We start from the raw sequence: 12728 nt of genomic DNA, 5'->3' as shown, positions 1-12728 counted from the left end.
TAAACTGGGTATTGTCCGGACTAGTTTGAGTCCAAGCAAGATGCCCCAAATCGTCAAGGAGAAGTCCATGGATCGCCGCACTTTTATTGCCACGACCGCCGCCGTTTCTTTCCTACCTGGAATGGTCAAGGCTCAAGGTAAACCCATACGGCTGATCGTGCCTTTCCCTCCGGCCGGCGCAACCGACATTACGGGCCGCATCATCGGCGAAGCCGTAGGCCGGGTATTGCAGACCACCGTTGTCGTGGAAAACCGGGCCGGTGCGGGCGGGTCCATCGGCATGGCCGAAGTCGCGCGTTCAGCGGCCGACGGGTCCACCTTTGGTGTTGCCACACTGTCGACGCACGGCGTCAACCCGGCCGTCTACAAGACGCTGCCGTATGACCCGATCAAGGACTTCGCGCCGGTCACCGAAATGGTTCGTGCCCCGGGTGTGCTGGTCGTGAATCCGAGCGTGCCGGTGCAGACCCTGGAACAGTTCATTGCCTACCTGAAAGCCAACCCGGGCAAGGTCACGTATGCCACCCCGGGCAACGGCACCATCAGCCACATGTGGGCCGAGCTGTTCAAAAGCACCACCGGCACCGACATGGTCCACATTCCCTACCGGGGCGCAGGCCCCGCGATCAATGACCTGCTGGGCGGCCAGGTGCTGGCCTACTTCGACCAGGTGGCCGCATCGCTGCCGCACATCAAGGCCGGCAAGCTGCGGGCCCTGGCCGTGTCGTGGGACTCGCGTCTTGACGTGCTGCCCGACGTTCCCACCTATGGTGAGCGCGGCATGCAGTCGAACAACGATCCGTCATGGTTCGGTCTGGTGGCGCCTGCCGGCACGCCCGCGGCCGCCGTCAACCGCATGCAGCAGGCAGTGGCAACGGCCTTGAAAGAACCGCCCGTGCGTGAACGCCTGGCCGGCCTGGGCCTGTACGCGTCGGGCACCACGCCCGCCGAGTTCACGAAACAGATCCACGATGAAATGGCCAAGATGCAGAAGATCAGCAAGTTCGCAAAAATCCAGCTGGACTGATGACCGAGGTGACCCATGAGTACCGTTCTCCGTATCATCAACAGTCGATATCCTTCCACGACGTCAGCCCCGGGCGAAGCCCTGCTGTCGTCGTTCACGGGCAGCACGCCCGTGGTGCTCGACTCGCCGCATAGCGGCACCTTCTATCCGGACGACTTCCGTTTTGTGTGCGACGCCGCGATCCTGCGGCGCGCCGAAGACACGCATGTCGAAAAGCTGTATGACTTTGCAGCCGACCTGGGCGTGGCCTGGGTCGAAGCGCACTTTCCGCGCAGCTATCTGGACGCCAATCGCAACACGACCGAACTGGACGTGGGCCTGCTGGATGGCACCTGGCCCGATCCGGTCGAAACCGATCCGGAAGTGCTGTCCAAGGTGCGACTGGGCAAGGGCCTGATCTGGAAATACACCGACGAAGGCATCCCGATCTATGACCGGTTGCTGGGCGTGCAGGAAATCCAGCAACGCATCGCGCGCTGCTGGAAGCCGTATCACGAAGCGGTGTCGTCGGCGATCGACGCGGCGCACTCGCGTCACGGCTATAGCATCCACCTGAACTGCCATTCGATGCCGGCCGTGGCCGGCAGCCATGCCACCGACTTGCCGGGCCTGGTACATGCCGACTTCGTGGTGGGCGATCGGGATGGCAGCACGGCGTCGCCCGAACTGTCGCAGAAGGTCGCGGCCTTTTTGCGCGAGCGCGGCTACAGCGTCGAATACAACTACCCGTACAAGGGTGTGGAATTGGTGCGCCGCTATGGCAAACCTGAGGAACATCGTCACAGCATCCAGCTGGAAGTGAACCGCAAGCGCTACATGGACGAAGCGACGCTGGAATTGCATGACGGCGTCAACGATCTGCGCCGCGACCTGAAGGATCTTGTGCAGATGTTGCTGGAAACCGATCCGCGCTGATGGGCGGAACAACTGGACACACTCCAACGTGTCCAGCGCCAGATGCTCAGCGTACTGTAAGTTGCCCGCAGTAGAGTAAGCCCCGCAACGCATGCCGGTATGCGGGGGACACTCAATGAGAAAAAGAAGCATCGTGGCAGGCGTGGCCGCTGTCGTGGTCGTGGCCTGTCTGGGCGGGCTGGCCTACGCCTGGCAGCCTGCCATCGATCCGGTGAAGGGTGACGATGCGGGCGGCCGTGGATCCGCGGCCCGCCTTGAGACCGATCCGGCCGTGCTGGCAGCCGGCCTGCGCGTCATGTCGCAGGGCGACTGTTTGTATTGCCACACCGCCAAGGGCGGCAAGCCCTACGCCGGCGGCCTGCCGATGGACACGCCGTTCGGCACGATCCACAGCACCAACATCACGCCTGACGTAGACACCGGTATTGGCGCCTGGTCGCTGGACGCCTTTACGCGCGCCATGCGGGAAGGTGTCTCGCGCGATGGACACTTGTTGTATCCCGCGTTTCCGTACGTGCACTTCACGCGCATGCACGACGAGGATATTGCCGCGGCCTATCAGTATCTGATGTCGCGCACGCCGGTGGATGCGCCCCCGGTGCCCAACGCCCTGGTCTTCCCGTTGAACTTCCGGCCGCTGGTTGCGGGATGGAACCTGCTGTTCCTGGACAAGGGGCCGCTGCCCGACGCGCCTGCCGGTGCGTCCGCCAGTGCGTCGGCGAGCGCTTCGGTCAGCGCTTCGTCCAGTGCGTCCCCCGGCGCTTCCTCCAGTGCTTCGTCCAGCGCTTCATCCGAATGGCGATTGGGCCGCTATCTGGTTGAAGGCGCGGGGCACTGCCAGTCCTGTCACACGCCCATGAATATCGTGGGCGCCGAAGCGCGAGGCAAGGCCTTTGAGGGCGGGGTGATCGACGGATGGCAGGCGCCGCCGCTCAATGCGCTGGCTGCCGGCGAGCGGCCCTGGACCAAGGCGCAACTGGTGTCGTACTTGCGTACCGGCGTGGCCAGCGAGCATGGCGCCGCGTCGGGCCCGATGCGGCCGGTCACGCAGCATCTGGCAGAGGCGCCCGAGTCGGATGTGGCGGCGATGGCGACCTATCTGCTGTCCTTGTCCGGGCCGGCCAACGACGTCAGTCCGGCCGGCCGGCAAGGCAACGACCCTGCACCCGTGAGCAATCCTGCACCGGTGCGCAACCCCGCACCCGTCAGCGACCCGACACTCGTTAGCGACCCGACACTCGTCAGCGACCCGGTACTCGTCAACGCTGCCCAGCTGCGGGCCGCCTCCGGCCCTGAGCAGGAACGCGTGTCCCGCGGCGCCGTGCTGTTCGCGTCGACCTGCGCAGGCTGCCACGGCACGGCGGCCCCGATGATGACGATCGGCGGGCGGCCGTCCCTGGCGGACAGTAGCAACGTGCTGGCCGGTACCCCGCGCAATGCCCTGCGCATGATCCTGGAAGGCAACCCCTGGCAAGGGTCGACGTCGGCGCATTACATGCCCTCGTATGCCGACCTGCTGACCGATGACCAGATCGTGGACGTGGCGGCCTACCTGCGCGTTCAGGTAGCCGTGCGGCCCGCGTGGGCCGACGCGGCCAGCATGCTGACCACGATGCGCAAGGAGAACGAAAAAAAATGATCACGCTCAATGTGAATGGGGTGGCGCATACCCTGGACATCGATCCGGCCATGCCGCTGCTGTATGCGCTGCGCAATCATCTGTCGCTCAATGGCGCCAAGTATGGCTGCGGCCTGGGCCAGTGCGGCGCCTGTACCGTGATCGTGGGCGACACCGCCGTGGTGTCCTGCCTGTTGCCGTCTGGCGCGGTGGGCGATCGGAAGGTGCGGACCATCGAAGGGCTGGGCACGGCGGAAAAACCGGGCCGCCTGCAGAAAGGCTTCATGGACAAGCAGGCCGCGCAGTGTGGCTATTGCATTGCCGGGATGATCATGCGCGCGCAAGCCTTGCTCGATCGCACGCCGGGCGCGACCGAAGCGCAGATCCGCGCCGAACTCGAACCCAATCTGTGCCGCTGCGGCACGCATATGCGGATCGTGGCGGCGATCGTCGCCGCGGCCGCCGCGACTCCGATCGCGCACGCCGGGGAGGCTGTCGATGACGCCGCCTGACAGCTCCATCAACACCGGACGCCGCCTGTTCCTGGCCGCCGGGTCGCTCACGGTCAGCTTCAGCTTGCTGCCCGCCGTCCGCGCCTTGGCGCAAAGCACCGAGGCTGCCACACCCGGGCCGGCCGCGGGCGCGGACAAGCTGCCCGGCAACCTGTCGACCGAACCTATGCTGGACGCCTGGGTGCGCATCGACGCGTCGGGCCGCATCACCGTCAACACCGGGAAAGCCGAACTGGGCACCGGCATTCGCACCGCCTTTATCCAGATCGCGGCCGAGCAACTGCAGGTGGCGCCCGCTGCCATCCACCTGGTGACCGCGGACACGGGCCTGACGCCCAACGAGGGCTACACCGCCGGCAGCCATTCGACAGCCGACAGCGGTACCGCGATCCTGCATGCGTCGGCGCAGGTACGCGGGCTGTTGCTGCAGGCCGCCGCGCAACACCTGGGCGTCGCGGCGGATACGTTGGCGATCCAGAACGGCCAGATCCGGGCGCCCGATGGCCGCACGTTGACCTTTGGTGACGCAGTGGCCGGCGCGGACCTGCATCAGAAAGCCACGATGCAGTCGCCGCTGATTGACCCGAAGGCGCACAAGGTGATCGGCACGTCGCTGCCCCGCGTCGACATTCCGGCTAAGGTCACCGGCGGCATCGCCTATGTCCAGGACATGCGGTTGCCGGGCATGATGCACGCCCGCATCGTCCGCCCGCCGTCGTATGGCGCACGTCTGGTCAAGGTGGATCGCGGCGCGGTCGAGGCCATGCCGGGCGTCGTGAAGGTGGTGCAGGACGGCAGCTTCCTGGCCGTGGTCGCCAAGGACGAATGGCAGGCGATCCAGGCCATGCGGGCGCTGTATGCCGCAAGCACCTGGGACGAAGTGGCCGTGTTGCCATCGCCGGATCAGGTCAACGCGACCCTGCTGTCCTTGCCCCGCACCGAAATCCCAGTGGCCGATACGCACACCGCGACGCCGGCGCCTGCGCAAACGCTCAAGGCGCGCTACACCAAACCCTATCTGATGCACGGATCCATCGGCCCATCGTGCGCGGTGGCGCATCTGGACCAGGGCAAGCTGACGGTATGGACGCATTCGCAGGGCGTGTTTCCCTTGCGGGGCGGCCTGGCCGAACTGCTGGGAATGAACGCCGCCGACATCCGGTGCATCCATACCGAAGGGTCGGGCTGCTATGGCCACAACGCCGCGGACGACGCGGCCGCCGATGCGGCGCTGGTGGCGCGCGCCCTGCCAGGCACACCGATCCGCCTGCAGTGGATGCGGGAGCAGGAACACACGTGGGAGCCCTACAACCCGGCCATGATCACCGACGTGCGGGCATCGCTCGATGCGTCCGGCAAGATCGTCGACTGGCAGTACGAGCTCTGGAGCAATTCGCACAATCAGCGGATCGAGAATGCCGGGCGCTTCATGTCGGCCGTGTCCTTGGCCAAGCCATTCACGCCCGCGCCGCCCAAGCCGATTCCGATGCCCGAAGGCGGCGGCGACCGCAACAGCATCCCGCTGTATGACCTGCCCAATCTGAAGGTGCAGCACCACTTCCTGCCCGACATGCCGATCCGGGTGTCCGCCATGCGCGGCCTCGGCGCGTACATGAATGCGTTCACCATCGAAAGCTTCATGGACGAACTGGCCGTGGCCGCCCAAGCCGATCCTGTCGAATTCCGGCTGCGCCACCTGTCGAACCCGCGCGCCCGCGCCGTGGTGGAACTGGCGGCCCACAACTTTGGCTGGACGCCGCGGAAAGCGGGATCCGCACCGCAGGGATCCGCACTGCAGCAGGGATCCGCACCGCAGCAGGGGCCGGCCCGGCCGCCGGGGACGGGCGTCGGTTTTGCGTTCGCGCAATATAAAAATCTGATGAGCTATCTGGCCATGGCGGTGGAAATCGAGATCGACCGCGACACCGGCATCGTCCGGATCGCGCGAGTGTCGGCCGCGGTGGACAGCGGCCAGGTGGTCAATCCGGATGGCGTACGCAATCAGATCGAGGGCGGGATCATCCAGTCCTTCAGTTGGACGCTGTTCGAACAGGTCGCGCACGACACGAAGCGGATCCGCAGCTATGACTGGAGCACCTATCCGATCCTGCGCTTTTCGGCGCTGCCCGCCAAGGTGGACGTGCAGATCATCGACCGGCCCGGCATGCCCTTCCTGGGGGCAGGCGAAGCCGCGCAGGGTCCGGCGGGGGCCGCCTTGAACAATGCGATCGCTGATGCGACCGGCAGGCGGCTGCGTGATCTGCCGCTGGGGGGACGGATCCGGAGTGTGATCGGGTAGGGGCCAGACGCCCGGGATACCCCTTATGTCTTATATAAGATATAAGACGTTTGATCATTCCGGCGGGTGGGTCTACAATTCCCGGGTTCGTTCCTATTCCCTCACACTACGGGACCCGGTCATGCTTGAATCCTATCGCCAACACGTTGCCGAGCGCGCTGCACTCGGTATTCCACCGCTGCCTCTGTCGGCACAACAAACCGCCGACCTGATCGAGCTGCTCAAGCAGCCGCTCGCAGGCGAGGGTGAATACCTGGTCGACCTGCTCACGCACCGCGTGCCGGCCGGCGTCGATGACGCCGCCAAGGTCAAGGCATCGTACCTGGCCGCCGTGGCCCTGGGCTCCGAAGCTTGTCCGCTCATCGACCGCGCCAAAGCCACTGAACTGCTTGGCACCATGCTGGGCGGCTACAACATTGGCCCGCTGGTCGAACTGCTGGACGACTCCTCGGTTGGCGCCATTGCCGCCGAAGGCCTGAAAAAGACCCTGTTGATGTTCGACGCCTTCCACGACGTGAAGGAAAAAGCCGACCAGGGCAACGCCAACGCCAAGGCCGTGCTGCAAAGCTGGGCCGACGGCGAATGGTTCACCAGCCGCCCCGAAGTCCCCGAAAGCCTGACCGTGACCGTGTTCAAGGTCACGGGCGAAACCAACACCGACGACCTGTCGCCCGCGCCTGACGCGTGGAGCCGTCCGGACATCCCGCTGCACGCCCTGGCGATGCTGAAGAACCCGCGTCCGGGCATCGAGCCGCAGGAAGCTGGCAAGATCGGCCCGATCAAGTTCCTGCAAGACATGCGCGCCCGTGGCAACCTGGTTGCCTACGTGGGTGACGTGGTCGGCACGGGTTCGTCGCGCAAGTCGGCGACCAACTCGGTGCTGTGGTTCACCGGTGAAGACATTCCTTTCGTTCCGAACAAGCGTTTCGGCGGCGTCTGTCTGGGCAGCAAGATTGCCCCGATCTTCTACAACACGATGGAAGATGCCGGCGCGCTGCCGATCGAACTCGACGTGTCCAAGATGGACATGGGCGACGTGGTCGAACTGCGTCCGTACGAAGGCAAGGCGCTCAAGAACGGCGAAGTCATCGCCGAATTCTCGATGAAGTCCGACGTCCTGTTCGACGAAGTGCGCGCCGGTGGCCGCATTCCGCTGATCGTGGGCCGTGGCCTGACCGCCAAGGCGCGTGAAGCCCTGGGCCTGCCCGCATCGACCCTGTTCCGCCTGCCTACCGAGCCTGCCGACACCGGCAAGGGCTACACGCTGGCCCAGAAGATGGTCGGCCGCGCGGTCGGCATGCCCGAAGGCAAGGGCGTGCGTCCAGGTACCTACTGCGAACCGCTGATGACGTCGGTCGGCAGCCAGGACACCACCGGCCCCATGACCCGCGACGAACTGAAGGACCTGGCTTGCCTGGGCTTCTCGTCCGACCTGGTCATGCAGTCGTTCTGCCACACTTCGGCCTACCCGAAGCCCGTGGACGTGAAGACGCACCACAGCCTGCCCGCTTTCATGAGCAACCGTGGCGGCATTTCGCTGCGTCCTGGCGACGGCGTGATCCACTCGTGGCTGAACCGCATGCTGCTGCCCGATACCGTGGGCACCGGCGGCGACTCGCACACCCGTTTCCCGATCGGCATCAGCTTCCCGGCAGGCTCGGGCCTGGTGGCTTTCGCGGCCGCGACCGGCGTCATGCCGCTCGACATGCCGGAATCGGTCCTGGTCCGTTTCAAGGGCAAGCTGCAGCCTGGCGTCACCCTGCGTGACCTGGTCAGCGCGATTCCTTACTACGCCATCAAGGCCGGTCTGCTGACCGTCGACAAGTCGAACAAGAAGAACATCTTCTCGGGCCGCATCCTGGAAATCGAAGGCTTGCCCGACCTGAAGGTCGAACAGGCGTTCGAACTGTCGGACGCGTCCGCGGAACGTTCGGCCGCCGGTTGCACGGTGCACCTGAACAAGGAACCGATCATCGAATACATCAACAGCAACATCACGCTGTTGAAGTGGATGATCGCCAACGGCTACGACGACAAGCGTTCGATCGCCCGCCGGATCGCCGCGATGGAAGCCTGGCTGGCCGATCCCAAGCTGATGAAGGCCGACCCCGACGCCGAGTACGCTGCCGTGATCGAGATCGATCTGGCCGACGTGCACGAGCCGCTGGTGGCCTGCCCGAACGACCCTGACGACGTGAAGACGCTGTCGGAAGTCGCCGGCTCCAAGATCGACGAAGTGTTCATCGGCAGCTGCATGACCAACATCGGTCACTTCCGCGCCGCGTCCAAGCTGCTTGAAGGCAAGCGCGACATTCCGGTCAAGCTGTGGGTCGCTCCACCGACCAAGATGGACCAGAAGCAACTGACCGAAGAAGGGCACTACGGTACCCTGGGCGCGGCCGGCGCGCGGATGGAACCCCCGGGCTGCTCGCTGTGCATGGGTAACCAGGCACAGGTGCGCGAAGGCGCGACCGTCATGTCGACCAGCACGCGCAACTTCCCGAACCGCCTGGGCAAGAACACATTCGTGTACCTGGGTTCGGCCGAACTGGCTGCCATCTGCTCGCGTCTGGGCCGTATCCCGACCCGCGAAGAGTACATGGAAGGCACCGGCATCCTGGGCGCCCATGAAAAGACGATCTACAGCTACATGAACTTCGACCAGATCGCCGACTTCAAGGACGTGGCGGATACCGTCAGGGCCTGATAGCCGTCTGGTTCTGACAAGCCGGGACATCCTCAGGGGTGTCCCGGTTTTTTTTCGCCCGTGGGAATGCGGCTTGCTTGAAGCCGTCATCACGATATGGGGAAGGAAGGCTGGATGAACGATCTGATCGACTTGGTGCAATGGCCTGCCATGGTGGTTTCCGTGCTGGCGGCCTATCTGGTGGCCTCGTTGTCCAAGCACAAACGCAACTGGGGCTTCTGGCTGTTCCTGCTCAGCAATGCACTGTGGATCGTGTGGGGGCTGCACACGTCGGCCTGGGCGCTGATCGTGCTGCAGGTGAGCCTGGCGGCGCTGAATATCCGGGGTGTACTGAAGAACGGGCCGCAGGCGCGGGACGCCAAAGAGGCGGCCTAGGCAACGCTTGAAGGCGTCCGGGCCGGGCCAGGACCTGCGTCACGCCAGCCATGGCTGCGGCTCGGGCCGGGGGACGATATAGTGGGCGTCCTCGCAGCCCATCCGTGTCCGCCATGTTCCTGACCCTGTCTTGCCTTCGTTCCTGCCGCAGACCGGCGTGCTACCGACCGAAGGCGGCGGCATGACGCGCGCCGGACTGACGCTGAGCGAGTACCTGTGCGCCTTGCTGGTGGTCGTAATCTGGGGGCTGAACTTCGTGGTCATGAAGTTTGGCGTGCAGGGCCTGAGCCCCATGCTGCTGGGCGCGCTGCGATTCAGCATGGCGTCCTTGCCGCTGCTGCTGTTCATCAAGCCGCCCAAGGTGCCGGTGCGCTTTGTGGTGATCTACGGCCTGACGCAGGGGCTGGGCCAATTCGGACTCATGTTCACCGCCATCAACGTCGGCATGCCCGCGGGCATGGCGTCGCTGGTGCTGCAGACGCAGGCCTTCTTTACGATGATCCTGGCGGGCGTGCTGCTGCATGAACGGCCGCATGCGTGCCAGTGGGTCGGGCTGGCCATCGCTGCCGTGGGCCTTGGCTGTATCGCGACGTCGGCCGGCGGCCGGCCTGGCGACATGACGCTGCTGGGATTCCTGCTGACGGTCGGCGCGGCGCTGATGTGGTCGTTGTCCAATGTCGTGATCCGCTTTACCGGACGCGCGGCGCCGGTCTACGACTCGTTCGCGTTGATCGTGTGGAGCAGCCTGGTTCCGATCGTGCCGTTTTTCCTGCTGGCGTTCTGGCTGGAAGGGTCCGAGCACACGTTGGCGGCGCTGTCGAACGCGGGATGGAAGGAGTTTGCGGCGGTCGCCTACCTGGCCTGCCTGGCGACGTTGACGGCCTACAGCCTGTGGGCGCGCCTGCTCAAGCGGCATCCCACGAGCCGGATCGCGCCGTTCTCGTTGCTGGTGCCGATCGTGGGCCTGATCACGGCTGCGATCGTATTCGACGAGCGACTGGGGCCGGCGCAGTGGCTCGGGACGATGGCGGTGCTGGGGGGGCTGCTGGTGAGCCAGTTCGGGCAGCGGTGGTGGCCGAAACGGGCAGTGGCCTAGCGCCACCTGGGCGGCGAAGCGGCTTCAGCCCGGATCGTCGCTGTCGACAGGCAGCGTGAAGCTGAAGGTGCTGCCCTTGCCGTGCGTGCTGGTGGCCGAGATCGTGCCGCCGTGCGCTTCCACGAGTTCCTTGGCAATCGCCAGACCCAGGCCGACACCGGGCGCCTGCGACTGATCGAAATCGGGTTGCCGCAACCGGTCGAAGAGATGGGGCAGCTGGTCTTCCGGAATGCCCATGCCATGGTCGATCACCGACACGCAGATCATGTCGTAATGGCGTTCCGCGGTGATGCGCACGGTGGCATTGGCCGGGCCGAACTTGACCGCGTTGCCGATCAGGGCGCCCAGGATGCGCAGCAGCCGCGCCAGGTCCACCCGGATGTGCGGCAGGCCGGCCTCCACCTCGAATTCCAGCCGGACCTGCTTGCGGTCCGCAATCGCTGCCATCATGCTGGTCGCGCGCGACAGCACATCGTCGACCGACACGTCCTTCAATACCAGTCCGGACAGGCTGCGCGACGCGGTGCCGGTCAGGCTCTTGAGCCGGTCGGCCATGCCGTCGCCCGCGATGGACACGCGTGTCAGCGACGTGCGCTGCGCCGGCGTCAGGTCGCCCAGCAGCAGGGATTCGGCGGAAAAGGTCACCACCTGCAGCGGCCCGAGCAGGTCGTGCGCGATGGTGGCCACCAGTTCTTCATGTTTGCGCACGGCTTCCTTGGCGGCTTCCAGGTTGCGCGCCACGTCTTCCAGCGCCTGCTGCAGCTTGATTTCGCGCAAGGTGGAATGCGCGAGTTCGCTCAGGATCTCGATATCGCGTTCCGTCCAGTGCCGGGCGCGCATGTCGATCGCGCAGAAGCTGCCCAGGTGCATGCCGTCGTCCGTGATCAGCGGCACGCCCAGATAGGCGCGCACGCCCAGCACATCGATCAGCGGAATGGCCTGGAATTCGGGGTGGTCCACCACGTTGTCGACGACCAGCGGACCGGCCGACACCAGGCCGTAATGGCAGAAGGTGCGTCCTTCGACCTCGCGTACGTCGTGCTGAGGCGGGTGCGCCCAATAGCTGCTTTTATAGAAGTCGCGGTCCTCGTCGATGAACGAGATGAAGGTGGCGGGGACGTCGATCAGCTTGGCCGCCAGGCGGGTCAGGCGATCGAATCGCTCGTCTTTGGGACTATCCAGCATCCCGGTCAGACGCACGGCCTGCAGCCGCCGGCGGTGGGCCAGGGCGGCGTTGATTTCGAGTTCGGAGGGCAGGCGGGACATGGCGGGCGGTCAGCAGCCGGCGCGCGCGCGGCGCCGCGTCACAGCAGGTTCCGGCTCAGCCAGATCGCCAGGCTGAGCAGCGCCATGAAGGGAATGCCCCAGAGGATGAAAATGCCGAACCAGCCAAACGTGGCCCAGCCGGCGGCGCCATCCACCTTGACGGCACTGCGCTCCATGCGCATGGTCCCTATGAATCCGAGGACGGCCAGTACGGCCCAGATCGTCCAGAGTGTCGTGATCACGTCGTTCGTCCATGTTTTGACAAATCATAGCGTGCCGTGGGGAGTGGATGCTTACTGCGGTTTTCCCCGGTGTTGCGCGGGCGCCGGATTCACCTGGGCGTCAGGCGAGATTACAGCCGCGCATCAAGTGCAAGAGGGTGTGTCGCCAGGGCGGCAGCAGCCCGGCCGGGCCGTACGATGTCGGCTTTTCGAAGTCCAGGACAATAGCCATGACCATGACCCTGCGCATCTCGCTGGTGCTCGCGACAACCGCCGTTCTTTGGGGCGTGATGCCCGCCCAGGCACTGGAAGCCAAGCGCGCCGGAGCGATCGAATACGTGTCGGGCGGCGTGGGTGACGAAGAACGCGCCCAGCTGAACGAAGTGCGTGCCCGCTACAACTTCCACCTGACGATGGCGCAGGCCGGCGGCGAGTACCTCGAAGGCGTCCAGGTGCGCCTGACCCCGGCCCGCCAGGGTGACAAGGTGATCGAGGCGCGCGCCGAAGGCCCGCAATTCTTTGCCAAGCTGCCGCCCGGCGAGTATCTGCTGAGCGCGACCTACCAGGGCAAGGTCCAGAGCCAGAAAGTGTCGATCGCCAACGATGCGTCGGCCAACCTGACGCTGTTCTGGCCCAATGAAGGCGCAGGCAAGGGCAAGTAAATAGCAGGCACTACCGGGTAAACTCCCGGG

General features: G+C 65.3%; 11 protein-coding genes. 9 read left to right on the top strand and 2 right to left on the bottom strand.

Annotated features, from left to right (window positions below):
* Nucleotides 1-67 precede the first annotated feature (67 nt).
* The 8 genes from HD883_RS06150 (at nt 68) to HD883_RS06115 (ending at nt 10549) form a co-directional block, all read left to right on the top strand.
* Nucleotides 68-1027 carry a tripartite tricarboxylate transporter substrate binding protein BugE gene (locus HD883_RS06150; RefSeq protein ID WP_179587288.1) on the top strand — a complete coding sequence of 320 codons (960 nt, stop codon included), beginning with the start codon at nt 68-70 and terminating at the stop codon, nt 1025-1027.
* Between the two features lie 15 nt (nt 1028-1042).
* Nucleotides 1043-1942 carry an N-formylglutamate amidohydrolase gene (locus HD883_RS06145; protein WP_179587290.1) on the top strand — a complete coding sequence of 300 codons (900 nt, stop codon included), beginning with the start codon at nt 1043-1045 and terminating at the stop codon, nt 1940-1942.
* 115 nt (nt 1943-2057) lie between these two features.
* Nucleotides 2058-3581, top strand: a complete 1524-nt coding sequence (locus HD883_RS06140) for a cytochrome c (protein ID WP_179587292.1) — start codon at nt 2058-2060, stop codon at nt 3579-3581.
* Nucleotides 3578-4072 carry a (2Fe-2S)-binding protein gene (locus HD883_RS06135; RefSeq protein ID WP_179587294.1) on the top strand — a complete coding sequence of 165 codons (495 nt, stop codon included), beginning with the start codon at nt 3578-3580 and terminating at the stop codon, nt 4070-4072. The genes HD883_RS06140 and HD883_RS06135 overlap by 4 nt, the downstream gene beginning before the upstream one ends.
* Nucleotides 4059-6371, top strand: a complete 2313-nt coding sequence (locus tag HD883_RS06130) for a xanthine dehydrogenase family protein molybdopterin-binding subunit (RefSeq protein ID WP_179587296.1) — start codon at nt 4059-4061, stop codon at nt 6369-6371. Before HD883_RS06135 ends, HD883_RS06130 begins: the two co-directional genes overlap by 14 nt.
* Nucleotides 6372-6492: 121 nt before the next feature.
* Nucleotides 6493-9078, top strand: a complete 2586-nt coding sequence (locus HD883_RS06125) for a bifunctional aconitate hydratase 2/2-methylisocitrate dehydratase (RefSeq protein ID WP_179587298.1) — start codon at nt 6493-6495, stop codon at nt 9076-9078.
* A gap of 114 nt (nt 9079-9192) precedes the next feature.
* Complete coding sequence (locus tag HD883_RS06120; RefSeq protein WP_179587300.1) at nt 9193-9453, top strand: hypothetical protein; 261 nt, start codon at nt 9193-9195, stop codon at nt 9451-9453.
* A gap of 181 nt (nt 9454-9634) precedes the next feature.
* Complete coding sequence (locus tag HD883_RS06115; protein WP_179588712.1) at nt 9635-10549, top strand: EamA family transporter; 915 nt, start codon at nt 9635-9637, stop codon at nt 10547-10549.
* A gap of 24 nt (nt 10550-10573) precedes the next feature.
* Here HD883_RS06115 and HD883_RS06110 read toward each other — a convergent pair whose 3' ends face one another.
* The gene (locus HD883_RS06110) at nt 10574-11815 is read right to left on the bottom strand and encodes a GAF domain-containing sensor histidine kinase (protein ID WP_179587302.1); all 1242 of its coding nucleotides are present in this window, start codon (nt 11813-11815) and stop codon (nt 10574-10576) included.
* Nucleotides 11816-11853: 38 nt separating this feature from the next.
* On the bottom strand, nt 11854-12057 hold the full coding sequence (locus HD883_RS06105) for a hypothetical protein (protein ID WP_179587304.1): 204 nt from the start codon (nt 12055-12057) through the stop codon (nt 11854-11856).
* A 209-nt stretch (nt 12058-12266) separates the two neighbouring features.
* Here HD883_RS06105 and HD883_RS06100 point away from each other — a divergent pair, with 209 nt between their 5' ends.
* A complete protein-coding gene (locus HD883_RS06100; protein WP_179587306.1) occupies nt 12267-12698 on the top strand; it encodes a carboxypeptidase regulatory-like domain-containing protein in 432 nt (143 codons plus the stop codon).
* Nucleotides 12699-12728 lie beyond the last annotated feature (30 nt).

This window comes from Pigmentiphaga litoralis (assembly GCF_013408655.1).
Classification (GTDB): Bacteria; Pseudomonadota; Gammaproteobacteria; order Burkholderiales; family Burkholderiaceae_B; genus Pigmentiphaga; species Pigmentiphaga litoralis_A.
Note: the sequence above shows the minus strand (reverse complement) of the source record. Positions and strands in the feature narration are given on the sequence as shown.